Here is a 26,518-nt window from a genome sequence, read left to right as displayed (position 1 = left end):
CGCTGTCGCGCAACGAATCTTTCTGCACGAACCGACCCTATGCGTTTCTCCTCCTCTGGCCGCACGTCATTCCCGTCTGTTGCTTCTTTCATTGCCCCTTCGCTTAATCGTGCCGTTGCCGTCGGCCTCGTGCTGCCGGCCACGCTCGTCGCGAGCACGGCGTTCGCGCAGGTGCCGCCGCCGGGCGTCAACGCACGCTCGTGGGTGCTCGTCGACGCGACCAGCAACCAGGTGCTCGCGTCCGCCAATGCGGACGAGCGCGTCGAGCCGGCCTCACTCACCAAGCTGATGACCGCGTATCTCGTGTTCGAGGCGCTCGACACGAAGAAGATCACGATGGACCAGAGCATCGAGCCGAGCGAAGCCGTGCGCCGGGTGCGCAACGACGAATCGCGCATGTTCATCGAGGCGCTCAAGCCGGTCACGGTGCACGACCTCGTGTACGGCATGATCGTGCAGTCGGGCAACGACGCGGCGATCGCGCTCGCCGAACTGGTGGGCGGCAGCGAAGCGCAGTTCGTCAACATGATGAACGCCGAAGCGCAGAAGCTCGGCATGAAGAACACGCATTTCGCCGACGTGAACGGCATGCCCGACCCGCAGCACTACACGACCGCGGGCGACCTCGCGATCCTGTCGGCGCGCCTGATCCGCGACTATCCCGAGTACTACAACATCTTCTCGGTCAAGGAATTCACCTACAACAAGATCAAGCAGCCGAACCGCAACCGCCTGCTGTGGATCGATCCCACCGTGGACGGTCTCAAGACCGGCCACACGCAAGCCGCCGGCTACTGCCTGATCGCGAGCGCCAAGCGTCCGCTGCCCGGCACGACCGATGCGTCGCGCCGCCTCGTCTCGGTGATGATGGGCGAGACCAAGGAGCACGACCGCGTCCAGGACAGCCTGAAGATGCTGAACTACGGCTACACCGCCTACGACACGACGCGTTTGTACAAGGCGAACCAGGTCGTGGCTACGCCGCGCGTCTACAAGGGGGCGAAGGACAGCGTGCAGGTCGGCGTGAAGAGCGATCAGTACATCACGCTTCCGAAGGGCGCGGGCGACAAGGCGAAGCCGCAGATCGAGCTCACCGATCCGCTGATCGCGCCGCTCGCGAACGGTCAGCAGGTCGGCACCGCGAAGCTCGTCGCCGACGGCAAGGTGCTCGCGCAGTTCCCGGTGGTTGCGCTGCAGCCGGTCGCGCAAGCAGGTGTGGTTGGCCGCGTGTGGGATTCGCTGCTGCTGATGTTCAACAAGAAAAAGTAAGGGCCGCGTCGCGATGCCGGCTGTCTGCGATGATTCGCTGGACGACGCCGGCTGGCGCGAGCTGATCGGACGCGGAGTATGCGGCGTATCAGCGAGCGAGGGCCGCCGAAGCGGCCGTGGTGGACGAAGGAGTAGAGAATGAACCCCGAGAACGACTCACTGTTTGATTTCCCCTGCGATTTCCCGATCAAGATCATGGGCAAATCGCACCCCGAGTTTGCTGCGACGATCGTCGAAGTGGTGCGCCAGTTCGATGGCGAGGTCGATGCAACGCGCGTCGAGACGCGGCCGTCGAGCAGCGGTACCTACACTGGGCTGACCGTCCACGTGCGCGCGACGAGCCGCGCGCATCTCGATGACATCTATCGCGCGCTGACCGGCCATCCAATGGTCAAGGTCGTGCTGTAACCCCGGTACGCGATTTTCCACCTCACGGCGCGACGCGCAACGCGTCCGCCGTCGCTCCCTCCACCGCGAGGCGCGCACTCGCCGCAGGGCCCGCCTCGCAGGCGAGATCGAACAGCAGCCTGAAGCGCGCCACCTCGTCGAACACCCAGTCGCGAAACGCCTTGACCCGCGCGGTCTCCAGCATCTGCGGCAGGCAGATGAAATAGTATTGCCACGGGCTCGGCCCATCCACATCGAACAGCCGTACGAGCCGGCCTGCCGCGATTTCGTGCATCGCGAGCGAGCGGCGCGTGAGCGCGATCCCCTGCCCGTCGATGGCCGCCTGCAGCAGATTCGACGAATCGTGATACAGCACGCCGCGCTTCGGCTCTGGCCAGTCGGTGAGGCCTGCGGCGTCGAACCACGGGCGCCATAGCTCGTCGTCGGAGCGCAGCAACGGGACTTTGGCGAGATCAGCCGGGGTTTGCGGCAGCTTGCCGCCGTTGAAGTCGGGCGAGCAGGCCGGAAAGAAGATCTCTTCGAGCAGCAGTTCCGTGTGCAGGCCCGGGTACTTGCCGAAGCCGAAGCGGATTGCGACGTCGACGTCGTCGCGCGCGAAGTCCGTCAGCGCATTCGTGGACAACAGCTCGATATCCCACTGCGGATGCGCCTCGATAAAGCTGCCGAGGCGCGGCGTCACCCAGCGCGCCGCGAACGACGTCAGCATCGACACCACGAGGCGCCGCTCGCGGTCGCCGGCGCGGATCGAGCGGGTCGCGTCGGCGAGCTCCATCAGCGCGGCGCGCACCTGGGTGGCATAGCGGCGGCCGGTTTCGGTGAGGCGCACGCGTTTGCCGTCGCGCGCGAACAGCGATACCCCTAGCTCGGCCTCGAGCGCGCGAATCTGATGGCTAACCGCGCCGTGCGTGACGAAGAGCTCGTCGGCGGCGCGCGAGAAGCTTTCGTGGCGGGCGGCGGCTTCGAACGCCTTGATCGCGTTCAGGGCGGGGAGTTGACGCAGGTCCATCGCAATATTTCTCACATAGAGGTGAAAATTGATCGTTTTGCCCAAGTCCTTGCTACACCTAGGATTCTAGCCATGAAACGATTTTTGGCGAGGGCATCATGCGAGAAATTTCCTCTAGCATTGCATATGAAATCCGCACGGGCGACACGCTGCCGCTGAAGGTGGCGCGCAGCACGAAGCTGAGCGTGAGCGGCGGCGCGGTGTGGGTCACGCGCAGCGACGACACGATGGACTACTGGCTGCAGCCTGGCCATACGCTACATCTGCGGCGCGGCGAGCGGCTCTGGCTCAGCGCCGAGGGCGCCCCGTTTGCGAAGGTCACGTTCTCAGTGCCGACGCGCAGCGACGAGCGCGCGCTGAACTGGCTTGCACGTATCGGCGAGCGTTGGATGATGCGCGTGAGCAGCGGCTGGCGCTCGGTTTGACCGTGGTGCGGCCGGAACGCCGTGTCTAACGAAGGGCTGGCGGCGCGCCAGCCCGCTGTTTCATGTTCCTTGCCCCGTCGGGCGCGGTCTGCAGGATTTCGGTAAACTCCCGGAATCATGTCCGCCACCCCGGTTTCCCCGTCCCCTCTGTCTGCCGTCGAGCCGCCCACGCTGCGCTGGCTCGGCCGCGAACCCTACGAAGCCAGTTTCGACGCCATGCGCGCATTCACCGACGCGCGCACCGCCGACACCCCCGACGAAATCTGGCTCGTCGAACATCAGCCCGTCTTCACGCTCGGCCAGGCCGGCGATCCGGCCCATCTGCTGGCGGCCGACAGCAACATTCCGCTCGTCAAGGTCGACCGCGGCGGACAGATCACGTATCACGGACCCGGGCAGGTGGTCGCGTATCTGCTGCTCGACCTGCGCCGGCGCAAGCTGATGGTGCGCGAGTTGGTCACCCGCATCGAGCAGGCCGTGATCGACACCCTGGCGGCGTATAATCTCGCCGGAGAACGCAAGGCGGGTGCCCCCGGCATCTACGTGGCGCCCGGTCCCGACGCCGGGCCGCATGCCGGCGCGAAGATCGCGGCGCTTGGCCTGAAGATCCGCAACGGCTGCAGCTATCACGGCGTGAGTCTGAACGTGAACATGGACCTGCGGCCGTTTCTCGCGATCAATCCATGCGGCTACGCGGGGCTCGAAACAGTCGACATGGCGACGCTCGGCGTCTCCGCCGGCTGGGACGACGTGGCCCGTACCCTCGCAGCAAGTCTCACCGCAAACCTCGACGGCAATCCCGCGGCCGTCGCCCAACCGCAGGCCGGTGCGCTCACCGCCTGACTGGATCGAACGAATGACTGACGTAACCGCGAATCCCGCAGCAGCCACTCCCGCGCCCGAAGGCGTGCCGGCCCCCGCCGCCTATGACGCGACCGCGAAGCAGAAAGCGCAAGCCAAGACCGCGCGCATCCCGATCAAGGTCGTCCCGATCGAAAAACTGAAGAAACCGGACTGGATCCGCGTGAAGGCGGCCACCGGCAATTCGCGCTTCTACGAGATCAAGCAGATCCTGCGCGAGCACAACCTGCACACGGTGTGTGAAGAGGCGAGCTGCCCGAACATCGGCGAATGCTTCGGCAAGGGCACCGCGACCTTCATGATCATGGGCGACAAGTGCACACGCCGCTGCCCGTTCTGCGACGTCGGCCACGGCCGTCCCGATCCGCTCGACGCCGCCGAACCGGCCAATCTCGCGCGCACCATTGCCGCGCTGAAGCTGAAGTACGTCGTGATTACCAGCGTCGATCGTGACGATCTGCGCGACGGCGGCGCGGCGCACTTCGTCGAATGTATCCGTCAGACGCGCGAGCTGTCGCCGCAGACGCGCATCGAAATCCTGACGCCGGACTTCCGCGGCCGCCTCGATCGCGCGCTCGGCATCCTGAACGCGGCGCCGCCCGACGTGATGAATCACAACCTCGAAACGGTGCCGCGTCTGTACAAGGAAGCGCGCCCAGGATCGGACTACGCGCATTCGCTGAAGCTGCTGAAGGACTTCAAGGCGCTGCATCCGCACGTCGCGACCAAGTCCGGCCTGATGGTCGGCCTCGGCGAGACCGAAGAGGAAATCCTCCAGGTGATGCGCGATCTGCGCGAGCACGACGTCGACATGTTGACGATCGGCCAGTATCTGCAGCCCTCGGAGCACCATCTGCCGGTGCGCGCGTACGTGCATCCGGACACCTTCAGGATGTACGAGGAAGAGGCGTACAAGATGGGCTTCACGCACGCCGCGGTGGGCGCGATGGTTCGGTCGAGCTATCACGCCGACGTGCAGGCGCATGGAGCCGGCGTGGTCTGACGCGCTGGCGCCTCGCTTCATGCCCCCAGCATGCACGCAGAAACGAAAAAGCCCGCCGATGTGCGGGCTTTTCATTTATACCGCCCATCAGCAAGGAAACGACACGTGGCAACTCCGATGGATCGCGGAACCTCCGCGCAATGGCCTTATCCGCGGCTCGTCGCGCATCGCTGCGGGGGCACGCTCGCGCCGGAAAACACCCTGGCTGGTTTCGACGCCTGCGTGCGCTACGGCTATCGCATGGTCGAATTCGACGCGAAGCTGTCCGCCGACAACGCGCTGTTCCTGCTGCACGACGACGAGCTCGATCGCACGACAAATGGCCACGGGCCTGCAGCCGCTCACACCTGGCAGCAACTCGCCGTTCTGGATGCCGGCGCATGGCGTGGCGCGCAGTTCGCCGGCACGCGACTGCCGACGCTGGCCGACGCAGCGCAACGTTGCGCGCGCGACGGCATCGCCGCCAACATCGAGATCAAGCCGTGTCCGGGCCGCGAAGTCATCACCGGCACGCTGGTCGCGCAAGGCGCGCTCGCGCTGTGGCAAGGGCAGACGCCGCCGCTGCTGTCGTCGTTCTCGTTCGATGCGCTCGCCGCCGCGCGCGCAGCCGCGCCTTCGCTGCCGCGCGGCATGCTGTTCGAGCAGGTGCCGGCGGACTGGCTGCGGATCGTGCGCGAGCTCGACTGCGCGTCGTTGCACGCGAGTCATCGCTATCTGAGCGAGCCGCTGGTCGCGCAGATCCGCGCGGCCGGCCTGCGGGTGCTCGCCTACACGGTGAACGACCCGGCGCGCGCGCGATTGCTCGAACAATGGGGCGTCGACATGATCTGCACGGATCGAATCGATCTGTTGGCGTGACGCCGCGCTCGCCAGCGCCGCGCAAACCCGTGCGGGTTTTCCCGCAAGCGCGCCCACCCCGGATTCCGGATTCCGCGACAGAGGTCGTCCGGATTTCCGGAAACCCGGACGGCGCCCGCCGAGCCTTCTCGAAAAATCCATAAAAATCAAGGCTCTCCGTCCGATACTGAACTGGCATCGAGCTTGCAAAAGAATGCCGGTGGCCGCCACGGCCCGACAAAAAAGCAAGGAGACAACGATGTCCGATTTCCCTTCCCGGTATTTGTGAATTCGTCGCCTTGCTGGGGCCCGCTAGCGTGTGCCCGCGCGACGACGTTTCGTTCGCATGGCGCGCATCGCGGCGGCTCATCAGCTCATTTCCCTCACAGGAATCATCGTGAAGAAACCTATCCATAAAGTGCTGTACGTCCAGGTGATCGTGGCGATCATCATTGGTGTCGTACTGGGCCATTTCTACCCGAACCTCGCCATCGACATGAAGCCGCTCGGCGACGGCTTCATCAAGCTGATCAAGATGGTGATCGGGCCGATCATCTTCTGTACCGTGGTGACGGGCATCGCGGGCATGGAGGACATGAAGAAGGTGGGCCGCGTCGGCGGCAAGGCGCTGCTTTACTTCGAAATCGTCTCGACCTTCGCGCTCGTGCTCGGTCTCGCCGCCACGCACCTGCTGCGCCCGGGCGCTGGCTTCAATGTCGACCCGGCCTCGCTCGACGCTCACGCGGTCGCGTCGTATGCCGAGAAGGCGCACGGCCAGTCGACCGTCGACTTCTTCATGCACCTCATTCCGGACACCCTCTCGTCGGCGTTCGCGCAGGGCGAGATCCTGCAGATCCTGCTGATCGCGCTGCTGTTCGGCGCCGTGCTCGCGACGGCCGGTGAGAAGGGCAAGCCCGTGATGAACTTCATCGAAGGCATCTCGCACGTCCTGTTCGGCATGGTACGCATCGTCACGAAGCTGGCCCCGATCGGCGCGTTCGGCGCGATGGCTTTCACGATCGGCAAGTACGGCATCGGTTCGCTGCTGCCGATGCTCAAGCTGATCGGCACGTTCTATCTGACCGCGATCGTGTTCGTGGTGTTCGTGCTCGGCGCCATTGCACGGATGGTGGGCTTCAATATTCTGCGTTTCATCGCGTACATCAAGGAAGAGATGCTGATCGTGCTCGGCACGAGCTCATCCGAAGCCGCGCTGCCGCAGTTGATGCTGAAGCTCGAAAAGCTCGGCTGTTCGCGCTCGGTGGTGGGGCTCGTGGTGCCGACCGGCTACTCGTTCAACCTCGACGGCACCAACATTTACATGACGATGGCGGTGCTGTTCATCGCCCAGGCCACCAACACCGACCTCTCGTGGGGCCAGCAGCTGACGCTGCTCGCGGTGACGATGCTGACCTCGAAGGGCGCGAGCGGCGTGACCGGCGCGGGCTTCATCACGCTTGCGGCGACGCTTGCCGTCGTGCCGACGATTCCGCTGTCGGGAATGGTGCTGATCCTTGGCATCGACCGCTTCATGAGCGAGTGCCGCGCGCTGACCAACATCGTCGGTAACGGCGTCGCGACGGTCGTCGTGTCGGCCTGGGAGAAGGAACTCGACCGCAACAGGCTGAACCTGGTGCTGCGCGGCGATGTGGAAGTCAAGGAGCCGGCCGGCGTTTGAGCCGCGCCTGGCCAACCCTGTCGTGACCAGCGCGGACGCCTGCTGATGAAACCGGCGTTCGCGTGTCCGTCTGGCGGCAAGCCCTTGCCGCTCTATGCCACAATGTCCGATCCCCCTCGATTGGACAATGCCACCGTGACGCGCCGCCTGCTGATCCTCTTCGCGCTCGTAGCCGGGCTCGCGGCGGCCTGCTGGATCACCTACAGCCTCGCGTGGAAAAGCGGCGTCGACACGCTGCGGCGCAACGCCGCCGTGCGCGCCGAGCGGACCGCGAGCACGCTCAAGAGCACGCTGGAGCGCTACGAGTCGCTGCCTTATCTGCTTGCCGAGCATCCGATCGTGCAGGACGTGCTCACCGACCCGAATCCGGCCAACGTCAAGCGCGCGAATCTCTATCTCGAAGACCTGAATCGCCACGCGCGCGCCACGGTCACCTACATCATTTCGCTCGATGGCTACTGCGTCGCCGCCAGCAACTGGCGCGGGCCGGGCAGCTTCGTCGGCGCGAGCTATCAGTTCCGCCCATATTTCGTCGATGCCTTGAACGGCGGCGTCGGCCGCTTTTTCGGTATCGGCACGATTTCACAGGCGCCCGGCTACTACATCTCGCAGCCGGTGCGGCGAGACGGCAAGATCGTCGGGGTAGCGGTCGTCAAGCTCGATCTCGAATGGTTTCAGGGCGTCGACGCGTCCGAGCCGCTCGTCGTCACCGACGATCATGGCGTGATTTTCCTGTCGTCGGTGCCGGCGTGGAAGTACCACACGATCCGGCCGCTGCCCGGTCAGATTGCCGATTCGATCTACCAGGCGCGTCAGTACGCGCAGCAGCCGATCGCGCCGCTGCCGGTGACGATCGAGCGCACCCTCGAAGGCAATGCGCAGATCCTGCGCGTCGGCGGCGGGCGTTCAGCGCCGCGTTTCCTCGCGTCGCGGCGCGGTATGGACGAGCCGGACTGGCATCTGATCACGATGTCGCCGGTCGATCCTGTCGATGCCGACGCGCGCAAGGCGACCATCGTGACTGCTTTCGGCTATGTGTCGGTGGTCCTGCTGGCGTTCTACTGGCGCATGCGGCGCGCGCGCGTGCGCGAAATGATGCGCAGCCGCGCGCTGCTGCAGAAGGCCTATGCCGAGCTGAACGAGCGAGTCGCCGAACGCACCGCCGATCTGTCCGAGGCGAACGCGCAGTTGCACAAGGAAGTCGCCGAGCGCACGCGCGCCGAGCAGGAGCTGCGCGCCGCGCACGACGAGCTGGTCCAGGCGAGCAAGCTCGCCGCGCTAGGCCAGATGGCAGCCGGCATCACGCACGAGCTGAATCAGCCGCTCGCCGCGCTGCGCAGTTTCTCGGACAACACGCGCGTGCTGCTCGAACGCGGCGATCAGGCATCGGCGCGCGAGAATCTCGAAGCGATCGCCGCGCTCACCGAGCGCATGGGCAAGATCACGAACCAGCTGAAGCTGTTCGTCGGCCGGGCGCGCCCGCGCAGTGCGCGCGCGCCGCTCGTGCGGGCATTGCGCAATGTCGTCGCTTTGCTGCAGAAGCGCCTCCAGGGTGTGGAACTCGAATTCGTGCTGACCGATGCCGAGGCCGAAGCGGTTGGTGCACCAGGCGGCGCGCGCGCCCCGCTGAATCTTGCCGACGATCATCCGGAGCTGGTCGCGAATTGCGACGATCTGCGGCTCGAACAGGTGCTGATCAACCTGCTCGGCAACGCGCTCGACGCCACCGCCGGCATGAACCCGCCGCGCATCACGATCGAGATCGAGGCAGGCGTCGCGAATCTGTCGATCGCGGTCGTCGACAACGGCCCCGGCATTCCCGACGACGTGCTGCCGCACCTGTTCGAGCCGTTCTTCACCACCAAGGAAATGGGCCACGGGCTCGGCCTGGGCCTTGCGATTTCCTCGTCGATCGCGCGCGATTGCGGCGGCTCGCTCACCGCGCGCAACGCACCGCACGGCGGTGCAATATTCGTATTGACGTTACGCCGCGCGCGCGTGCAGACGAGCCCCGCGCGTGATCCGCTGACCGCGGGCTCGTGATTTCACATCGAAGCATCACCCGGAACACGCAATGAACGACGGCCTGCAAGTGCTGTATATCGAAGACGACGAACTGGTGCGGCGCGCAAGCGTGCAGAGCCTGCAACTGGCGGGCTTCGACGTGATCGGCCATGCGTCGGTCGAGGCTGCGGCGAAGCTGATCGGCGCGGACTTTTCCGGCGTGATCGTCACCGATATCCGGCTGCCCGGTGCTAGCGGCCTCGATCTGCTCGCGCAGTGCCACGAGCGCGCGCCCGACGTGCCGGTGATTCTGGTCACCGGTCACGGCGATATATCGATGGCCGTGCAGGCGATGCGCGACGGTGCTTACGACTTCATCGAAAAGCCGTTCGCGTCCGAGCGGTTGATCGAAACCGTGCGGCGCGCGCTGGAGCGACGCAAGCTCGTGCTCGAAAACCTCGCGCTGCGCCGCGAGCTGGCTGGGCAGAACGCGGTGGCGCCGCGCATCATCGGCCGTAGTCCGGCGATCGAGCAGGTGCGGCGCCTGATCGCGAACGTCGCGCCAACCGATGCATCCGTGCTGATCAACGGGGACACCGGCGCCGGCAAGGAGCTGATCGCGCGCAGCCTGCACGAGCTGTCGCCGCGGCGTGACAAGCCGTTCATCGCGGTGAACTGCGGCGCGCTGCCCGAGCCGATGTTCGAATCGGAGATGTTCGGCTACGAGCCGGGGGCGTTCACGGGCGCGGCCAAACGGCGCATCGGCAAGCTCGAACATGCGTCGGGCGGCACGCTGTTTCTCGACGAGATCGAAAGCATGCCGCTCGCGTTGCAGGTCAAGCTGCTGCGCGTGCTGCAGGACGGCGTGCTCGAGCGGCTCGGCTCGAATCAGCCGATTCGCGTCAATTGCCGCGTGGTCGCGGCGGCGAAGGGCGATATGGCCGAGCATGTCGCGGATGGCTCGTTCCGGCGCGACCTGCTGTATCGGCTCAACGTGGTGACGATCGCGCTGCCGCCTTTGAGCGAGCGCCGCGAGGACATCGTTCCGCTGTTCGAGCATTTCCTGCTCGATGCGGCCGTCCGTTACCAGCGGCCGGCGCCGATGCTCACCGATCGGCAGCGCACGAGCCTGATGCAACGTGACTGGCCCGGCAATGTGCGCGAGCTGCGCAATGCCGCCGACCGTTTCGTGCTCGGCATCGCCGACGAGCCGGTGCTGTCTTTCGCCGACGACGGCGGGACCACACACCCGCTGAAGGAGCGCGTCGAACAGTTCGAGCGCGCGATGATTGCCGAGGCGTTGGAGCAGGCGGGCGGGGTAGTCGCGGTAGCGGCGGACCGGCTGCAGCTAGGCAAGGCGACGCTCTACGAGAAGATCAAACGATATGGCCTTGCGGCCAAAGGAGAAGGGGAGCGGTGAGGAGCGCTAGCGCCGGCGGCGGGACATTGCGCCGGCGCGGGGTGCGATGTGATTGAGCCGGCTCAAGCCGAGTTACCCTTGAGCGCCTTCGCGAGCAACTGGTCGAGTTCCGCGAATTGCGGCTCGCCGACATAACGCTTCAGGATCTTGCCGTCTTTATCGATGACGAAGGTGGTCGGCGTGAGCTGCACGTTGCCGAACTGCCTGGCGGCCGAGCCGTCATCCATTGCGACCTTGAACGGCAACTGACGCGTTTGCGTGTAGTTGGTCACGTACATCGGCGCGTCGTAGTTCATCGCCACCGCGACGAATTCGAGGCCCTGGCCCTTGAAGCGGTTATAGGTCTCGACCATCTGCGGCATTTCCTTCATGCAGGTGTCGCAGCTCGTCGCCCAGAAGTTGACGAGATAAACCTTGCCTTTCAGGTCCGCGGTCGTGAGCTTCTGCCCCGACAGCAGCGTGAAGGTCGCATCGGGCACGCGCTGCTGGCCGGCAAACGCGAGGTAACCGGCGACGGCAAGCGCAACGGCCACTGCCACTGCGATCAGATAGCGAAGCGGGCTCGTGCGCCGGGCGACGGTCGGTGAATTGGCACTCATGAACGGAACCTCGTGAGTCGCGCGCGGCGCGGAACAATGGATCGGTGTGGTGGCGCTCTGGCCGATGCTGAACAGCGCTTGTATTGTAGCTCCAACGAAGCGGCTGCGCCGAGACGGCGCGGCGGCGTAGCCCAGCGCGCCGGCTTGGCGGCCGATCGGCGGATAATGGCGCTTTACGCTCGAGAAGCCCGATCTTCCGTCCCATGCTCCGAACCGTTTCCGGCGGCCGCCGTTTTGCTGCCCGTCTCCTGTCCCGTTTTTGGTTGAGCCGCCATTTGTCTGCCGGCCGCGTCGGCGTCTTTCAGCCGCCACCTTTTTTCCGTCGCGCCTGGACGCGCCCCGATCATGCTCAAACCGTGGCCGGTGCGATGGCGGCCGCGCTCGTGCTCGGCGTAGCACTCAGCGCATGTTCGCCGACCTTCGACTGGCGGACCGTGATGAACAACGACAACGGCTACACGGTCGACTTTCCAGCCAAACCGGGCAACGATCAGCGCGCGGTGCAGATCGACGGCACCCCAATGCAGATGGCGATGCAGACCGCCGAAGCCGGTAACGCGGTATTTGCGGTCGGCACCGTGACGCTGCCTGACGACAGCGACGCGACGCAGCGCGCCGCGCTCGATTTCCTTCGCACGGGACTGGCGCGCAACGTCGGTGCTACGCCTGATGCGCACGCGGTGCAGATTCCGCTGACCGCGGGCGGCAAGACGCCCGGCCTGGAGATGACGGTGAGCGGCGCGGCGGGTGCCCAACACGAGACGCGCACTGTGTATGCGCGGCTCGTCGCGCGCGGCCGCCACGTCTACCAGGCGGCGATCATCGCAGATCAACCGCTGCCGCAGGACCAAATCGACCAGTTTTTTTCGTCGTTCCAGCTGCACTGACAGCGGTCATTTTGGCTAGCCGGACGCGCCTCAGATCGTTGCGCGCAGTGAAAGTTCCTTCGTAGGTTTGCGCGCTAATTGCCGGTTTACGTTGAGCTTTTTGACTTATCCGCGCTGCCCTGTGGATAACTCTGTTGAGAAGTCGGCCCGAATGCCCGGAAAAGCCCATTTGACGGGCTTTCGGCCAGAAGGCGCGAACATGGCATATCTTAAAAAACCCAATAAAATCAATGGATTCTTGAATCGTTCGCCAGCGCGCCTTTCAGTTGTATCCAAATCTGTCGGAAGCGCGAACATGTGAATAAGTCAAGTCTTGACAGTGGATTTTTCTCCTCATAACGAGCCAAAAGCGCGGCGGTATTGAATCGCCTCGGCAACTTGCCCGGCGCTCGGCATTGCCGCACCGGCCAGGTCCGCGACGGTGCGTGCGACCTTCAACACCCGGTAGTACGCCCGCGCCGACCAGCCGAAGCGCTCGCCGGCTTCGCGCAGCAGCGCCTCGCCCGCCGCGTCCGGGCGGCACACATCGTCGACTTCGCGTCCGTCCAGCTCGCGGTTGGTCTTGCCTTGCCGCGTCCGCTGCCGCTCGCGCGCTGCGCTCACGCGCTCTGCGATCGCCGCGCTCGATTCGCCGGCGCTGGCGGCGCGGGCCGCAAGTTCGGTGGCCGTCAGCGCCGGAATGTCGAGCTGGATGTCGATTCGGTCGAGCAGCGGCCCCGATAGTTTGCGCAGATAGCGCGCGGCAACTTCCGGCGTGCAGCGGCAGCGCCCGCCCGGATCGCCGCGCCAACCGCACGGGCACGGGTTCATTGCGGCGATCAGTTGGCAGGCGGCGGGGAAGTCCGCTTGCCACGCGGCGCGCGAGATCGTAATGCGGCCGGCTTCGAGCGGTTCGCGCAGTGTCTCGAGCACCACGCGATCGAACTCGGGAAGCTCGTCCAGAAAGAGCACGCCCAGATGCGCCAGCGTGATCTCGCCGGGCTCTGGAGGATTGCGACCGCCGACCAGCGCCGCAGCGCTCGACGAATGGTGCGGCGCGCGAAACGGCCGCTGCCGCCACTGCGACGGCTTGAAGCCGATCCGGCTCGCGGACAGCAGCGCGGCTGAGGCGAGCGCCTCGTCGTCGGTCATCGGCGGCAGCAGCCCAGGCAGGCGTGCCGCGAGCATCGACTTGCCGGCGCCGGGCGGCCCGATCAGCAGGACGTGATGGCCGCCGGCCGCGGCCACTTCGAGCGCACGCCGTGCCGCGCGCTGGCCGATCACGTCGGCCATGTCCGGCGCCGGGGCGGCGGCGTGCGCGCCGAGGTCAGGCGCTGCGACCGGGCTGAGGCGCGCATCGGCCGAGCCCGCGAGGTGAGCGCATAGCGACGGCAGATCGGCGGCACCGAAAACGTCCACGCCGGGTACGAGCGCCGCTTCCGCCGCGCTCGCGGCGGGCAGATAGAGCTGTGGGACGTGGAAGGCCTGCGCGGGTTGCTGATCGGCAGGAGGCGGCAACGCAGAACGCGATTCAAGGGATGCATCGGCGGCGCACGTCCGACCGCCGCGCGCCGTGCCGCAAGCCATCGCGAACGCGCCGCGCATCGGCCGCAGCGCGCCTGTCAGCGACAGCTCGCCGGCGAACTCTCGATAGAGCAGGGAGTCGGCCGGAATCTGCCCGCTGGCGGCGAGGATTCCGAGCGCGATCGGCAGATCGAAACGGCCTGATTCTTTCGGCAGGTCGGCGGGCGCCAGGTTGACCGTGATGCGCCGGACCGGAAAATCGAAACCGCAGTTCTGCAGCGCCGCACGCACACGCTCACGGCTCTCGCGCACTTCCAGGTCGGGCAGGCCGACGATCGAAAAGGACGGCAGCCCATTGGCGAGGTGAACCTCGACGGTGACTTCAGGCGCGCGGCCAGCGGCCGGCGCGCGGCTGCGCACCACGGCAAGCGACATACTCCCTCCCGTTGGACGGCGCGCTCACGACGCGCGCAACTTCCCCTAAAACGCTGATGACGTCACGGCCCGCTTGCCGGTGATGTGCGGCACCGCGCAGCGCAAAGGCTGCCAGCAGCGCTTACGGCGTTTGGGTGAGCGGCAGCTTTTCCTCGAGTTCGGCGACGCGGCGCTCGAGCTCTTCGAGGCGCGCGCGCGTGCGCACGAGCACCTGGGTCTGCGTATCGAATTCCTCGCGCGTGACGAGATCGAGTTTCGAGAAGCCCTGCGTCAGCATGGCCTTGACGTTGCGCTCGACGTCCTTGGCCGGCGAATTCTTGAACAGATCGCTGATGCGAGCCTGGAAGTCGTTAAAAACGTCGTTTGGTTGTTTCATTGTGTTCCCCTTGTGCACAAAAAATGTGCATGTTTCGTTGCGTCCACGTTCAATTGCGGCGAATGGGCGATCCTGGTGCGCGATGCGTTGGCAGCCGCGGCCGTTTGAGCGCCTTTGGTGCGCGAGATCGCGTTCAGAACGTTCGAACACTCTAGCAACGATCCCTGGGCCGCGCCACCGGCCGCCGCGCCGCTGGCCGTTCGGACAAGGCCGTCTGGGCTGCTCGCGCCATGCATGCGACGCGCAGTCTGACACAACATGGCATAGGAGTTGCTGTTACTGCCGCGCGCGCACTGACAGGGCGCTTTTACCGGTAGCAGGAGACCGCGATCACGGGTATGCAACGGGTTAGCAACGGATCAGCAACGACCAGGGAGGGATTTCATGAAGCTAATTACCGCAATCATCAAGCCGTTCAAGCTCGATGAAGCGCGCGAAGCCTTGTCGGCGATCGGCGTGTCGGGCATCACGGTGACGGAAGTCAAAGGCTTTGGGCGGCAGAAGGGCCACACCGAGTTGTATCGGGGCGCCGAATACGTCGTCGACTTTCTGCCGAAAGTGAAGATCGAAGCGGCGGTGTCGGACGACATCGTCGACCAGGCGATCGAGGCGCTCGAGCGCGCCGCCCGTACCGGCAAGATCGGCGACGGCAAGATTTTCGTCACGCCGATCGAACAGGTGGTTCGGATCCGCACCGGCGAGACCGGCGCGGACGCACTGTAAAAGACCAGAACATAGCGATACAGATAGCGAGAAGAGGAAAACGAAGATGCGCAAACTATTGATGTCCCTGCTGATGGCCGGCTCGCTGCTCGCGGGCGGTGTCGGCGCCGCCCTCGCGGACGATGCGTCCGCTCCCGCAGCGGCCTCCGCTCCCGATACGACGGCGAGCGCACCCGCACCGGAAGCCTCGGCCGCGGCCGCTGCACCGGCCGCTTCGGCCCCCGCTGCGGATGCGTCCGCCAGCGCGCCGGCCGATGCGTCGGCCGCTGCGGCCGCCGCCGCGCCGGCCACACCGACCGCGCCGTTCTCGGTCGACTCCTCGAAGATCAACTCCGGCGACACCGCATGGATGCTGACCTCCACGGCGCTCGTGCTGTTCATGACGATCCCCGGTCTCGCGCTGTTCTACGGCGGCATGGTCCGCAAGAAGAACGTGCTTGCGACGCTGATGCAAAGCTTCGCGATCACCTGCGTCGTGACGATCGTCTGGGTCGTGATCGGCTATAGCCTCGCGTTCACGCCAGGCGGCTCGTTCATCGGTGGCCTGTCGCGCTTCTTCATGGCGGGCATGAACTATATCCACGGCGACAAGGCGACGACGTTGACCGTCAGCCACCTCGCACCGACGATCCCGGAAACGGTCTACTGCGTCTATCAGATGACCTTCGCGATCATCACCCCGGCGCTGATCACCGGTGCGTTTGCCGACCGCATGAAGTTCTCGGCAATGCTGGTATTCATGACGCTGTGGTCGATCATCGTCTACTCGCCGATCGCGCACATGGTGTGGGAGCCGAGCGGCTGGCTGGCTAGCGCGGGCATCCTCGACTTCGCGGGCGGCACCGTGGTGCACATCAACGCCGGTATCGCGGGCCTCGTCTGCTGTCTGGTACTCGGCAAGCGTGTCGGCTACGGTAGGGAATCGATGGCGCCGCACAACCTGACGCTCACGCTGATGGGTGGCGCGATGCTGTGGGTCGGCTGGTTCGGCTTCAACGCGGGTTCGGCGGTGGCAGCGGACGGCCGTGCCGGCTTCGCGATGTTCGCGACGCAAGTGGCGACCGCCGCGGCGGCGCTCGCATGGATGTTCGCCGAATGGGCGGCCAAGGGTAAGCCGTCGGTGCTCGGTATCGTGTCGGGCGCGGTCGCAGGTCTGGTGGCGGTGACGCCGGCTTCGGGCTTCGTCGGCCTGACTGGCGCGCTCGTGATCGGTATCGTCGCGGGTGTGGTCTGCTTCTGGTCGGCCTCGTGGCTCAAGCACAAGCTCGGTTACGACGATTCGCTCGACGCGTTCGGCGTGCACTGCATCGGCGGGATCGTCGGTGCGCTGCTGACTGGCGTGTTCGCAGTCAAGGACATCGGCGGCTTCGACGGTAGCGTGATCGTGCAGGCCAAGGGCGTACTGACGACGCTGATCTACAGCGGCGTGGTCAGCTTCGTGCTGCTGAAGGTCATCGACATGGTGATGGGCATCCGCGTGACCGAAGAGCAGGAACGCGAAGGCCTCGATCTTGTCCTGCATGGCGAGGCCGTCGAATAACGGAAGACTGCACGTCCGCGGGCCCGCGCTTCATGGCCCGCGGATCAAGAAAGAAGATTAGCAAGCGCAGCAATTTCGCCCGCCTTCATGGCGGGCTTTTTTCTTGCGGAGCCGGTTGCGAATGGCAAATTTCCGCGTCTATCATCGTGTTAGGGAGAATGCCTTCGAGTCTGCTTGCGAATGGAGAAACCGTCCCCAAATGAGAAAAGCAATTGTTCTACAATCTTTTTTCTCCAGTCTGCGAGTGATCAATGGTTCCGCACCTAGTTACGGCGTTAAACGGCCCGCTGCTCGACCTCGAGCGGAAGATCCTCGATGCCACGCCCGCTATCGAACGCTGGTTCCGGCTTGAATGGCAGGAGCACACGCCGCCGTTCTACTGTTCCGTCGATTTGCGCAACGCGGGCTTCAAGCTCGCGCCGGTCGACACCAATCTCTTTCCCGGCGCCTTCAACAATCTGCCGCAGGAAGTGCTGCCGCTCGCAGTCCAGGCCGCGATGGCCTCCATCGAAAAGATCTGCCCGGACGCGAAGAATCTGCTCGTGATTCCGGAGCGCCATACCCGCAACGCTTTCTATCTCGAGAACGTCGCGCGGCTCGCGTCGATCATGCGCCAGGCGGGTCTGAACGTGCGCTTCGGCACGCTCGACGAAACCATCAGCGGCCCGGTCACGATCGCGCTGTCCGACGGCCAGAAGCTCGTGCTCGAACCGCTCGAGCGCTCGCCGCGCCGGCTTGGGCTGAAGAACTTCGACCCGTGCTCGATCCTGTTGAACAACGATCTGTCCGGCGGCATTCCGCCCGTGCTCGAAAATCTGCACGAGCAGTACCTGTTGCCGCCGCTGCATGCGGGCTGGGCCGTGCGTCGCAAGTCGATGCATTTCTCGTGTTATGACGACGTCGCGAAGAAGTTCGCGAAGCTGGTCGAGATCGACCCCTGGATGATCAATCCGTACTTCGCGCACGTCGAAGGTGTCGACTTCCAGCAGCGCACCGGTGAGGAAGCGCTTGCCGATGCGATCGACGGCGTGCTGAAGAAGATCGCGCGCAAGTATCGCGAGTACGGCATCTCCGAGAAACCGTACGTCATCATCAAGTCCGATGCGGGCACCTACGGCATGGGCGTGATGACCCTGCACGACGCGTCGGAAGTCGCCGCGCTCACCAAGCGCGAACGCACGCGCATGGCCGCGACCAAAGACGGCCTCGACGTTCACGACGTCATCGTGCAGGAAGGCGTGTACACGTTCGAGCGCATCGGCGAGGAAGTTGCCGAGCCGGTCGTCTACATGATCGACCGCTATGTGGTGGGCGGCTTCTATCGCGTGCACGGCAGCCGCGAGCGCGACCAGAATCTGAACGCGCCGGGTATGCACTTCGTGCCGCTCGGCTTCGAACATACGGCGCTGCCCGATGCGCACGCAAAGCCCGGCGCGGCGCCGCCGAACCGCTTTTACATGTACGGCGTCGTGGCGCGGCTCGGGCTGCTCGCCGCATCGGTCGAACTCGAAAAGACCGATCCCGAAGCGATCCAGGTCTAAGCCACCTCGCGCGGCAGGATGGCGGCAAGCGTGCCGCCATCGCCGTCTTCAAAGACTATATTGACGAACAATGTCACGCCACTCAGGGCGCACCGGGAGTTTCATGGACATTCTTTTCATCGCCGATCCGCTCAGCCATTTCAAGATCTACAAGGACACGACCTACGCAATGATGGCCGAAGCGGCGCGCCGCGGTCACACGGTGTACGCCTGCGAGCCCAAACATCTGGCGTGGACGGGCGGCGACGTCGAGGCGAACGTGCAGCGCATTGCGATCACCGGCGACACCGCCGATCTGCATCGTGACGTGTGGTTCGCGGCCGATCCGGCCGCCCCGCGCGCGCTCGCGCGCTTCGGCGCGGTCGTGATGCGCAAGGACCCGCCGTTCGACATGGAATACGTGACGTCGACCTGGTTGCTTGAGCTGGCCGAGCGCGGCGGCGCGCGCATTTTCAACAAGCCGCAGGCGATCCGTGATCATTCCGAGAAACTCGCGATCGGCGAATTCGCACAGTTCGTCGCGCCGACGCTGGTGACGCGCGACCCGGCGCGTCTGCGCGCGTTCCACGAGCAGCACGGCGACGTGATCCTGAAGCCGCTCGACGGCATGGGCGGCATGGGCGTGTTCCGCGTCAAGGCGGACGGCATGAACCTCGGCTCGATCGTGGAAATGCTGAGCCACGACGGCGCGCGCACGGTGATGGCGCAGAAATTCATCCCCGAGATCAAGGAGGGTGACAAGCGCATTCTGTTGATCGGTGGCGAGGCGGTGCCGTACTCGCTCGCTCGCATTCCTCAGGGCAATGAGGTGCGCGGCAATCTCGCGGCGGGCGGACTGGGCGTGGCGCGGCCGCTCAGCGAGCACGATCGCAAGATCGCCGAGACGCTGGCCCCGGTGCTGGCGGCGCGCGGCCTGCTGTTGGTCGGGCTCGACGCGATCGGCGACTGGCTTACCGAGGTGAACGTCACGAGCCCGACGTGTTTCCGCGAGATCATGGATCAGACCGGTTTCGACGTTGCCGCGATGTTCGTCGACGCGCTGGAGCGCGCGGTCGGCTGACGCCCGGCGCTCGCGTGGCGTGCCGGCGCTGCCGCCTTGATTGGCCGGCTGCGACCCCAATCTGTGCAGTAAATCGGAATCGAGCGCGCCGTCGGGTTTGGCGCGAAAATGGGCCTGTTACAATGCCCGCTCTCCTGACGATGCATCCCCTCCCTTGCGACCCACGGCCGGTCCGGGGCGGTGACGAACCGGGCTCGAGTCCCGGTTCACGGTTTGGGGCCGTTCTTTTGCAGCAAGGCTGATATGGCAGGCATTCTGATCGTTGCGCACGCTCCATTCGCCACCGCGTTGCGCGATTGCATTTCCCACATCTATGGCGGTTTGCCGGCGCGTATCGGCGTGATCGACGTGTCGCCGGATTGCGATCCCGCGCAGGTCGTCGCGTTCGCGAATTTGGAAATCGAGCGGCTGAGGGAAGAGAACGGCGCGCTCGTGCTGACCGACATGTTCGGCGCGACACCGGCCAACATCGCGGGCCGGCTCGCCAACATCCCGGACGTGCGGGTGCTGTGCGGCGTCAATCTGCCGATGCTCGTGCGCGCGGTCTGCTATCGCGCGACTCCGCTCGACACGCTCGTCGACAAGGCGCTCGCCGGCGCGACCAAGGGCGTGCACGCGATCGGACCGGCGACGCCGGAACTGGTCGCGCCGCCGGTTTGCGCGGCCGATTGCGTGGCGGCGCTGCCGCCCGACGCGGCGCCCGGCGACTGTATTCCCGCGTTGCCGGCCGATGCCGATCTGACGCAAAAGACGGACGCGGCCGGCCTGTAGATCGGGCCGGTTGGCGCGCAAGGTATCGACAGATTCGAGCGGCTCGAAAACGGCTTCAATCGCATCGGAACGGCTTTGCAGTTTCACCTTTCACCATTTCATTCACCGCGCTTCGGACCATCACATGCTGCAACAGGAAACGACTATTGTGAACAAGCTGGGGCTGCACGCACGCGCGTCGGCCAAGTTGACGCAACTCGCAGGCAATTACCAGGCGGAAATCTGGATGAGCCGCAACGGCCGCCGTATCAACGCAAAGAGCATCATGGGCGTGATGATGCTGGCCGCCGGCATCGGCAGTACCGTGCTGATTGAAACTGAAGGCGCCGACGAAAAGGATGCGATGGACGCGCTGCTGAAACTGATCGCCGATAAATTCGGCGAGGGCCAATAAAGCCATTCGTCTGGCAATCGACTAACCGGAAAAAAGCCGCGGCCGAGTTCGCGGCTTTTTTTCGCCGTCGACATTTGAATGCCATACCAGGCGGCGTGCTAATCGGCATCAAAGAGATGCAGAAGCGGCGCGAAGGCCATTGGAAAGAGTCCTTAAGGCGACATGCGTTTTTAATGTTTAAACCATATATTTAGCGCGACGTATATTAAACGAGGCATTGGGGCACCGATGAACGCCCGATTACGATAATTCGTGTTGCGCTGCACACACCCCAGGCATACTTCAAAAAGGCACGGAATTTATAATGCCCAGTACAGTCTGAGAGCATTGCAGCGGTTTGCCGCGGCATTACACAACTAGAGGAGGTGCGCGTGTCATTCACGCTGCATGGAATTCCCGTGTCACGCGGTATCGCCATCGGGCGGGCCTATCTGATCGCCCCGGCAGCACTCGACGTAGACCACTATCTGATCGAACCTGCCCGGATCGAAGGCGAGGTCGAGCGTTTTCGCGCGGCTCAGCGTCGCGTGCATGAAGAACTCGACACGCTGCGCGCCGATCTCGCCGCGGATGCTCCCAGCGAAATGGGCGCGTTCATCGACGTTCACGCGATGATCCTGAACGACGCGATGCTCGTTCAGGAAACCATCGACCTGATCCGCACGCGCCGCTACAACGTCGAGTGGGCGCTGACTGAACAGCTCGAGCGTCTGTCGCGCCATTTCGACGATATCGAAGACGAATACCTGCGCGAGCGCAAGGCTGACATCGAGCAGGTCGTCGAGCGGGTGCTGAAGGCGCTCGCGGGCGCGACGGGCATTGCCGACAACGTGCATGGCGCATGCGACGAGATGATCGTCGTCGCGCACGACATCGCGCCGGCCGACATGATGCAGTTCAAAACGCAAACGTTCCAGGGCTTCGTCACCGATCTCGGCGGACGTACGTCACACACCGCGATCGTCGCGCGCAGCCTCGGCATACCGGCCGCGGTCGGCGTGCAACATGCGAGCGCGCTGATCCGCCAGGACGACCTGATCATCGTCGATGGCGACCACGGCATCGTGATCGTCGATCCCGCGCCGATCGTGCTCGAGGAATACTCGTACCGGCAAAGCGAGAAGGAACTGGAGCAGCGCAAGCTGCAACGGCTCAAGTTCTCGCCGACGCAAACGTTGTGCGGCACGCGCATCGAACTGTGCGCGAACATCGAACTGCCGGACGACGCGCGCGCGGCGATCGAATCGGGCGCGACCGGCGTGGGTCTATTCCGCACCGAATTCCTGTTCATGAATCACAAGGACCGGATGCCCGAAGAGGAGGAGCAGTTCGGCGCATATCGGCGTGCCGTCGAGCTGATGAACGGCTTGCCGGTCACGATTCGCACCATCGATGTCGGCGCCGACAAGCCGCTCGATTCGATGGGCGGCGGCGACGGCTACGAGACCGCCGCGAATCCGGCGCTCGGCTTGCGCGCGATTCGCTGGAGCCTGTCCGAGCCGCAGATGTTCCTCACGCAGCTGCGCGCGATCCTGCGCGCGTCGGCGTTCGGCAAGGTGAAGATCCTGATTCCGATGCTCGCGCACGCGCAGGAAATCGACCAGACGCTCGATCTGATCCGCGAAGCCAAGCGCCAACTCGACGACGCGGGCATCGCCTACGATCCGAACGTGCAGATCGGCGCGATGATCGAAATACCGGCCGCCGCGATCGCGTTGCCGCTGTTTCTCAAGCGGCTCGATTTCCTGTCGATCGGCACCAACGATCTGATCCAGTACACGCTTGCGATAGATCGCGCTGACAACGCGGTCGCCCATCTGTACGACCCGCTTCATCCGGCGGTGCTGCATCTGATCGCGTTCACGCTGCGCGAGGCGAAGCGCGCGGGCGTGCCCGTGTCGGTGTGTGGTGAGATGGCGGGCGATCCGGCGTTGACGCGTCTGTTGCTCGGCATGGGCCTGACCGAGTTTTCGATGCATCCGAGCCAGTTGCTCGAGGTCAAGCAGGAGGTGCTGCGCTCTCATCTGAAGACGCTGGAGAAGCCGGTTGCCGACGTGCTGGCTTCGTTCGAGCCGGAAGAGGTGCAGGCGGCGCTCAAGCGCGTCGCGCTGGTTTGAATCCGAGGCGCTTTGTCCGCGCCTCGTTGAACGGAACGCCGCACGTGTGCGGCGTTTTTCTTATTGGCGCGGAGCCAGGCTCAGGACCCGTGCGCGTGGCCGCACACCGGACAATCCGGCTGACGCCCGATGCGCATCGTGTTCCACTCCATCCTCAGCGAATCGAGCATCGTCAGGCGGCCCACGAGCGGCGTGCCAATTTCGCCGATCACCTTCAGCGCTTCGGCCGCCTGCATCGACCCGATGATGCCGACCGTCGGCGCGAATACGCCCATCGTCGAGCACGCGACTTCCTCGAACGGCTGGTCTTCGGGAAATACGCACGCGTAGCACGGCGACGTTTCGTTGCGGAAATCGAAGGTGCTGATCTGGCCGTCGAAGCGCAGCGCCGCGCCCGACACGAGCGGCACGCGATGCTTGACGCACGCGCGGTTGATCGCGTGACGCGTCGCGAAGTTGTCGGTGCAATCGAGCACGACGCTCGCGTGCGGCACCTCGCGATCGAGCCACGCATCGTCGACGCGCTCGGCTACTGCGGTGACGACGACCTCGGGATTGATCTGCGCGAGCATGTCGCGGCCTGACTCGACTTTCCTGCGTCCAACCGACGCGCTCACGTGCAGGATCTGCCGCTGCAGGTTGGTGAGATCGACGCTATCGGCATCGACCAGCGTCAGACGGCCGACGCCCGCCGCCGCGAGATACAGTGCGGCTGGCGAACCGAGCCCGCCCGCACCAACGATGATCGCGTGGGCGTCGATAAAACGCTGCTGCGCCTCGATGCCGATTTCGTCGACGAGGATATGGCGAGAGTAGCGAAGGAGTTGATCGTCGTTCATGGCGGGGCGCGTGAGTGTGTCGCTATGTCGCGCAAGGAGAGGCAGACCGGGAGCCTGCGGCGCGTATTCGTGCTGATATTTTAATCGCGCGAGGAGGGGGCTTGCTGCGGCTCGGCGTGACATACCGCCGGCAATGCGGCGAATTGCGCCGAAACTGTTGCGGCGTGTCTTCGCAAACTATCGCGTTGCGAAGACACGCGCGGGTTAATGCTTATTCGGCTGCTTATTTGCCGGCAGGAGCCGATGCCGGTGCCGAAGCCGATACCGGTGCCGATGCGCCGGGCACCGGTTGCGTCGGCTTCACCGCGACCGGTGCGGAGGCCGATGTGCCCGGCTTGTTCTGCGCCAGACGGCGTTCCATCAACGACTTCGATTCCTGAACCGGCTTGCCTTCGAGCTTGCCGACCGCCTGTTGCAGCATGAAGTCGTCGGCCGAACCGAACTCGACCGGTTTGCGGTCGCGTTCCTTCTGGCGCTGTTCCGGCGTCTTCTTGTCGTTCTGCTCTTCGAGCTGACGCAGTTGCTCCATGCGCTCCTGTTCTCGTTGCTCGGCTTCCTTCTTCTCGTTCGGATCCTGCGTGTTCGCAAGGTGATTCGAGTAGTCGACTTCGCGGGTCACGAGTGCGTCGTCCGGATCGCCTTCTGCGTATTGATCGACCGGAAGGTCGGGGCGGATGCCCTTGTTCTGGATCGAACGGCCGCTCGGCGTGTAGTAGTACGCGGTGGTCAGGCGCAGCGCGGTTTCGGCCGTCATGGGCCGCACGGTTTGCACCGAGCCCTTGCCGAACGTCGTCTTGCCGAGGATCAGCGCGCGGTGCTGGTCCTGCAACGCCCCGGCGACGATTTCCGACGCCGACGCCGAGTACGCGTTGGTCAGCACGATCATCGGCACCGTCTTGAAGATGGCCGGGACGTCCTTCAACGGATCGCTGTCGAACGACTGCAGACGGTAGTTATCGTAGGTGTCGCGGTAGATCTGCTTCGAATCCGGAATCTGACCGTTGGTCGACACCACCACCGAATTGGGCGGCAGGAACGCGCCCGCGACGCCGACCGCGCTTTGCAGCAGACCACCGCCGTTATTCCGCAGATCGAGGATGAGGCCCTTCAGGTTCGGCTCCTGGCGCGCGAGATCCTGCAGCTTGGCCGCGAGATCGGGCGTGGTGCGCTCCTGGAAGCTCGTGATGCGCACGTAGGCGAAGCCCGGCGCAACGATCTTGCCCTTGACCGACTGCACCTTGATGATCGCGCGCGTCACGGTGAGCGGGAACGTGCGGTCATCGGTCTTGCGGAAGATGGTCAGCGTGACCTTGGTGCCGGGTTCGCCGCGCATCTGCTTGACCGCCTGGTCGAGCGTCATGCCACGCACGGGCTTGTCGTTGATACGCGTGATCAGGTCGCCCGGACGGATGCCGGCGCGGAACGCGGGCGTGTCTTCGATCGGCGAAATCACCTTGATCAGCCCGTCTTCCGACGAAATTTCGATGCCGAGGCCCGCGAAGCGGCCCTTGGTCTGCTCCTGCAGTTCCTCGTAATCGGTCTTGTCGAGGTACGACGAGTGCGGGTCGAGGCTAGACACCATGCCCTTGATCGCGGCGGTGAGGAGCTTCTTGTCGTCGACCGGTTCGACGTATTCGTGCTTGATCTGCCCGAACACTTCGGCAAAGAGCCTGAGCTGGTCTAGCGGCAGCGGGGCGGCCGCAGCGCTAGCGGGTTGCTGGGCCGAGGCGGAGAATTGCAGGGTGGCAAGGACACCGGTAGCAAGGCCCGCGGCGATCAGGCCGATATTTTTCAGGTTCTTTCGCATAGAGTCTGTTGCGGTCGGAAGCGCGTGGCAGCGTCGATAAAGATTGGACGGACAAGTATAACTGCACCCGCCCGCTGAGGGCGCGCTGCAGGCAATCGTGGTTCGACAGTACGGGAAGGTCCTGGTTCGTGCGATCCGGCTCGCATCGGGTGGCCCCGCCCGTTTTCGTGCCGCGGGGCCGCGCCTGGAAACGCGCTATCAGCCCGCCTTGCCCTGGCTGGCGACGGCGGCTTGCGCCTTCGCGATCGCGTCCTGGTCGCCGAGATAGTAGTGCTTGATCGGCTTGAGGTTTTCGTCGAGTTCATAGACGAGCGGCACGCCGTTCGGAATATTGAGGCCGACGATATCGCTATCCGAGATGTTGTCGAGGTACTTGACCAGTGCGCGGATCGAGTTGCCGTGAGCGGCGATCAGGATGCTGCGGCCCGACTTGATGGCCGGCGCGATCGATTCGTTCCACAGCGGCAGCACCCGGGCGACCGTGTCTTTCAGGCACTCGGTGAGCGGCAACTGCTCGCGCGGCACCTTGGCGTAGCGCGGATCGGCGTACGGCGCGCGCTCGTCGGTCGGCTCGAGAGCGGGCGGCGGCGTGTCGTAGCTGCGGCGCCAGATCAGCACCTGCTCGTCGCCGAACTTCGCGGCGGTTTCGGCCTTGTTCAGACCCGACAGCGCTCCGTAGTGGCGCTCGTTCAGGCGCCACGAATGCACGACGGGCAGGTACATCAGATCCATTTTGTCCTGCACGTGCCACAGCGTGCGGATCGCGCGCTTGAGCACCGACGTGTACGCGATGTCGAACGTGTAGCCGGATTCCTTGAGCAGCACGCCCGCCTGCTGTGCCTCGAGGTTGCCCTGCTCGGTGAGGTCGACGTCGACCCAGCCGGTAAAGCGGTTTTCCTTGTTCCACGTCGATTCGCCGTGGCGGATGAGAACGAGTTTGTACATGAGAATTGCCGGTCGGTAGTAAGGAAGCGGACTCGCGCTGCGCGGCGCCTCTAGCGGCGCGCCGCCATCG

General features: G+C 64.8%; 24 protein-coding genes. 17 read left to right on the top strand and 7 right to left on the bottom strand.

Annotated features, from left to right (window positions below; all coding sequences use genetic code 11):
* Positions 1-39 precede the first annotated feature (39 nt).
* Both LJ655_RS20905 and LJ655_RS20900 read left to right on the top strand, forming a co-directional pair.
* Entirely contained in the window at positions 40-1,269 is a 1,230-nt protein-coding gene (locus LJ655_RS20905) for a D-alanyl-D-alanine carboxypeptidase family protein (protein WP_230563120.1), read from the top strand.
* Between the two features lie 138 nt (positions 1,270-1,407).
* Positions 1,408-1,677 carry a DUF493 family protein gene (locus tag LJ655_RS20900; protein WP_230563119.1) on the top strand — a complete coding sequence of 90 codons (270 nt, stop codon included), beginning with the start codon at positions 1,408-1,410 and terminating at the stop codon, positions 1,675-1,677.
* A 22-nt stretch (positions 1,678-1,699) separates the two neighbouring features.
* Here LJ655_RS20900 and LJ655_RS20895 read toward each other — a convergent pair whose 3' ends face one another.
* A complete protein-coding gene (locus tag LJ655_RS20895) occupies positions 1,700-2,683 on the bottom strand; it encodes a transcriptional regulator GcvA (RefSeq protein ID WP_230563118.1) in 984 nt (327 codons plus the stop codon).
* A gap of 98 nt (positions 2,684-2,781) precedes the next feature.
* Here LJ655_RS20895 and LJ655_RS20890 point away from each other — a divergent pair, with 98 nt between their 5' ends.
* The 7 genes from LJ655_RS20890 (at position 2,782) to LJ655_RS20860 (ending at position 10,911) form a co-directional block, all read left to right on the top strand.
* Positions 2,782-3,108: a DUF2917 domain-containing protein gene (locus LJ655_RS20890; RefSeq protein WP_230563117.1), complete on the top strand. Its 327-nt coding sequence runs from the start codon at positions 2,782-2,784 to the stop codon at positions 3,106-3,108.
* Between the two features lie 117 nt (positions 3,109-3,225).
* The gene (gene lipB / locus LJ655_RS20885) at positions 3,226-3,951 is read left to right on the top strand and encodes a lipoyl(octanoyl) transferase LipB (protein WP_230563116.1); all 726 of its coding nucleotides are present in this window, start codon (positions 3,226-3,228) and stop codon (positions 3,949-3,951) included.
* Positions 3,952-3,964: 13 nt separating this feature from the next.
* Positions 3,965-4,972 carry a lipoyl synthase gene (gene lipA / locus LJ655_RS20880; protein WP_230563115.1) on the top strand — a complete coding sequence of 336 codons (1,008 nt, stop codon included), beginning with the start codon at positions 3,965-3,967 and terminating at the stop codon, positions 4,970-4,972.
* 105 nt (positions 4,973-5,077) lie between these two features.
* On the top strand, positions 5,078-5,830 hold the full coding sequence (ugpQ, locus tag LJ655_RS20875) for a glycerophosphodiester phosphodiesterase (RefSeq protein WP_230563114.1): 753 nt from the start codon (positions 5,078-5,080) through the stop codon (positions 5,828-5,830).
* 376 nt (positions 5,831-6,206) lie between these two features.
* On the top strand, positions 6,207-7,487 hold the full coding sequence (locus tag LJ655_RS20870; protein ID WP_230563113.1) for a dicarboxylate/amino acid:cation symporter: 1,281 nt from the start codon (positions 6,207-6,209) through the stop codon (positions 7,485-7,487).
* A gap of 45 nt (positions 7,488-7,532) precedes the next feature.
* Positions 7,533-9,530: a sensor histidine kinase gene (locus tag LJ655_RS20865; RefSeq protein ID WP_230563112.1), complete on the top strand. Its 1,998-nt coding sequence runs from the start codon at positions 7,533-7,535 to the stop codon at positions 9,528-9,530.
* Positions 9,531-9,561: 31 nt separating this feature from the next.
* Positions 9,562-10,911, top strand: coding sequence for a sigma-54-dependent transcriptional regulator (locus LJ655_RS20860; RefSeq protein ID WP_230563111.1), 1,350 nt, complete (start codon positions 9,562-9,564; stop codon positions 10,909-10,911).
* 62 nt (positions 10,912-10,973) lie between these two features.
* On the opposite strand, the gene LJ655_RS20855 is transcribed toward LJ655_RS20860, so the two are convergent.
* Complete coding sequence (locus LJ655_RS20855) at positions 10,974-11,510, bottom strand: TlpA family protein disulfide reductase (protein WP_230563110.1); 537 nt, start codon at positions 11,508-11,510, stop codon at positions 10,974-10,976.
* 203 nt (positions 11,511-11,713) lie between these two features.
* On the opposite strand from LJ655_RS20855, the gene LJ655_RS20850 reads away from it, so the two are divergent.
* Entirely contained in the window at positions 11,714-12,397 is a 684-nt protein-coding gene (locus tag LJ655_RS20850) for a hypothetical protein (protein ID WP_425605825.1), read from the top strand.
* Positions 12,398-12,730: 333 nt separating this feature from the next.
* Here the strand turns inward: LJ655_RS20850 and LJ655_RS20845 are convergent, their stop codons facing one another.
* Positions 12,731-14,335: a YifB family Mg chelatase-like AAA ATPase gene (locus LJ655_RS20845; RefSeq protein ID WP_230563109.1), complete on the bottom strand. Its 1,605-nt coding sequence runs from the start codon at positions 14,333-14,335 to the stop codon at positions 12,731-12,733.
* A gap of 121 nt (positions 14,336-14,456) precedes the next feature.
* Positions 14,457-14,711: an accessory factor UbiK family protein gene (locus tag LJ655_RS20840; protein ID WP_230563108.1), complete on the bottom strand. Its 255-nt coding sequence runs from the start codon at positions 14,709-14,711 to the stop codon at positions 14,457-14,459.
* A 384-nt stretch (positions 14,712-15,095) separates the two neighbouring features.
* On the opposite strand from LJ655_RS20840, the gene LJ655_RS20835 reads away from it, so the two are divergent.
* From LJ655_RS20835 to ptsP, 7 genes are all read left to right on the top strand, one after another.
* Complete coding sequence (locus tag LJ655_RS20835) at positions 15,096-15,434, top strand: P-II family nitrogen regulator (RefSeq protein WP_013088261.1); 339 nt, start codon at positions 15,096-15,098, stop codon at positions 15,432-15,434.
* Positions 15,435-15,480: 46 nt separating this feature from the next.
* Positions 15,481-16,974 (top strand): ammonium transporter, encoded by a 1,494-nt coding sequence (locus tag LJ655_RS20830; RefSeq protein ID WP_230563107.1) that lies wholly within the window; start codon positions 15,481-15,483, stop codon positions 16,972-16,974.
* 251 nt (positions 16,975-17,225) lie between these two features.
* A complete protein-coding gene (gene gshA / locus LJ655_RS20825) occupies positions 17,226-18,515 on the top strand; it encodes a glutamate--cysteine ligase (RefSeq protein ID WP_230563106.1) in 1,290 nt (429 codons plus the stop codon).
* 103 nt (positions 18,516-18,618) lie between these two features.
* Entirely contained in the window at positions 18,619-19,575 is a 957-nt protein-coding gene (gene gshB, locus LJ655_RS20820; RefSeq protein ID WP_230563105.1) for a glutathione synthase, read from the top strand.
* A gap of 243 nt (positions 19,576-19,818) precedes the next feature.
* Positions 19,819-20,346 carry a PTS sugar transporter subunit IIA gene (locus LJ655_RS20815; RefSeq protein WP_230563104.1) on the top strand — a complete coding sequence of 176 codons (528 nt, stop codon included), beginning with the start codon at positions 19,819-19,821 and terminating at the stop codon, positions 20,344-20,346.
* A 124-nt stretch (positions 20,347-20,470) separates the two neighbouring features.
* The gene (locus LJ655_RS20810; protein ID WP_085482323.1) at positions 20,471-20,740 is read left to right on the top strand and encodes an HPr family phosphocarrier protein; all 270 of its coding nucleotides are present in this window, start codon (positions 20,471-20,473) and stop codon (positions 20,738-20,740) included.
* Between the two features lie 371 nt (positions 20,741-21,111).
* Positions 21,112-22,857 carry a phosphoenolpyruvate--protein phosphotransferase gene (gene ptsP / locus LJ655_RS20805; protein ID WP_230563103.1) on the top strand — a complete coding sequence of 582 codons (1,746 nt, stop codon included), beginning with the start codon at positions 21,112-21,114 and terminating at the stop codon, positions 22,855-22,857.
* Between the two features lie 80 nt (positions 22,858-22,937).
* On the opposite strand, the gene LJ655_RS20800 is transcribed toward ptsP, so the two are convergent.
* From LJ655_RS20800 to gpmA, 3 genes are all read right to left on the bottom strand, one after another.
* Positions 22,938-23,696, bottom strand: a complete 759-nt coding sequence (locus LJ655_RS20800; RefSeq protein WP_230563102.1) for a HesA/MoeB/ThiF family protein — start codon at positions 23,694-23,696, stop codon at positions 22,938-22,940.
* 223 nt (positions 23,697-23,919) lie between these two features.
* A complete protein-coding gene (locus tag LJ655_RS20795) occupies positions 23,920-25,503 on the bottom strand; it encodes a S41 family peptidase (RefSeq protein WP_230563101.1) in 1,584 nt (527 codons plus the stop codon).
* 198 nt (positions 25,504-25,701) lie between these two features.
* The gene (gpmA, locus tag LJ655_RS20790; protein WP_230563100.1) at positions 25,702-26,448 is read right to left on the bottom strand and encodes a 2,3-diphosphoglycerate-dependent phosphoglycerate mutase; all 747 of its coding nucleotides are present in this window, start codon (positions 26,446-26,448) and stop codon (positions 25,702-25,704) included.
* Positions 26,449-26,518 lie beyond the last annotated feature (70 nt).

Origin of the sequence: Paraburkholderia translucens, assembly GCF_020881035.1 — a bacterium.
GTDB lineage: Bacteria > Pseudomonadota > Gammaproteobacteria > Burkholderiales > Burkholderiaceae > Paraburkholderia > Paraburkholderia translucens.
This window is presented reverse-complemented; position numbering and strand designations above follow the sequence as displayed.

Bases quoted from the DNA above. Each gene is read 5' to 3' on its own strand.
- LJ655_RS20815 (WP_230563104.1), top strand. From the start codon at position 19,819: ATGGCAGGCATTCTGATCGTTGCGCACGCTCCATTCGCCACCGCGTTG.
- LJ655_RS20845 (WP_230563109.1), bottom strand. From the start codon at position 14,335: ATGTCGCTTGCCGTGGTGCGCAGCCGCGCGCCGGCCGCTGGCCGCGCG.
- LJ655_RS20850 (WP_425605825.1), top strand. From the start codon at position 11,714: ATGCTCCGAACCGTTTCCGGCGGCCGCCGTTTTGCTGCCCGTCTCCTG.
- lipB (WP_230563116.1), top strand. From the start codon at position 3,226: ATGTCCGCCACCCCGGTTTCCCCGTCCCCTCTGTCTGCCGTCGAGCCG.
- LJ655_RS20800 (WP_230563102.1), bottom strand. From the start codon at position 23,696: ATGAACGACGATCAACTCCTTCGCTACTCTCGCCATATCCTCGTCGAC.
- gshA (WP_230563106.1), top strand. From the start codon at position 17,226: ATGGTTCCGCACCTAGTTACGGCGTTAAACGGCCCGCTGCTCGACCTC.
- LJ655_RS20905 (WP_230563120.1), top strand. From the start codon at position 40: ATGCGTTTCTCCTCCTCTGGCCGCACGTCATTCCCGTCTGTTGCTTCT.
- LJ655_RS20835 (WP_013088261.1), top strand. From the start codon at position 15,096: ATGAAGCTAATTACCGCAATCATCAAGCCGTTCAAGCTCGATGAAGCG.
- LJ655_RS20830 (WP_230563107.1), top strand. From the start codon at position 15,481: ATGCGCAAACTATTGATGTCCCTGCTGATGGCCGGCTCGCTGCTCGCG.
- LJ655_RS20895 (WP_230563118.1), bottom strand. From the start codon at position 2,683: ATGGACCTGCGTCAACTCCCCGCCCTGAACGCGATCAAGGCGTTCGAA.
- LJ655_RS20795 (WP_230563101.1), bottom strand. From the start codon at position 25,503: ATGCGAAAGAACCTGAAAAATATCGGCCTGATCGCCGCGGGCCTTGCT.
- LJ655_RS20810 (WP_085482323.1), top strand. From the start codon at position 20,471: ATGCTGCAACAGGAAACGACTATTGTGAACAAGCTGGGGCTGCACGCA.
- lipA (WP_230563115.1), top strand. From the start codon at position 3,965: ATGACTGACGTAACCGCGAATCCCGCAGCAGCCACTCCCGCGCCCGAA.
- LJ655_RS20890 (WP_230563117.1), top strand. From the start codon at position 2,782: ATGCGAGAAATTTCCTCTAGCATTGCATATGAAATCCGCACGGGCGAC.
- LJ655_RS20900 (WP_230563119.1), top strand. From the start codon at position 1,408: ATGAACCCCGAGAACGACTCACTGTTTGATTTCCCCTGCGATTTCCCG.
- gshB (WP_230563105.1), top strand. From the start codon at position 18,619: ATGGACATTCTTTTCATCGCCGATCCGCTCAGCCATTTCAAGATCTAC.
- LJ655_RS20840 (WP_230563108.1), bottom strand. From the start codon at position 14,711: ATGAAACAACCAAACGACGTTTTTAACGACTTCCAGGCTCGCATCAGC.
- LJ655_RS20855 (WP_230563110.1), bottom strand. From the start codon at position 11,510: ATGAGTGCCAATTCACCGACCGTCGCCCGGCGCACGAGCCCGCTTCGC.
- gpmA (WP_230563100.1), bottom strand. From the start codon at position 26,448: ATGTACAAACTCGTTCTCATCCGCCACGGCGAATCGACGTGGAACAAG.
- LJ655_RS20860 (WP_230563111.1), top strand. From the start codon at position 9,562: ATGAACGACGGCCTGCAAGTGCTGTATATCGAAGACGACGAACTGGTG.
- LJ655_RS20865 (WP_230563112.1), top strand. From the start codon at position 7,533: ATGAAACCGGCGTTCGCGTGTCCGTCTGGCGGCAAGCCCTTGCCGCTC.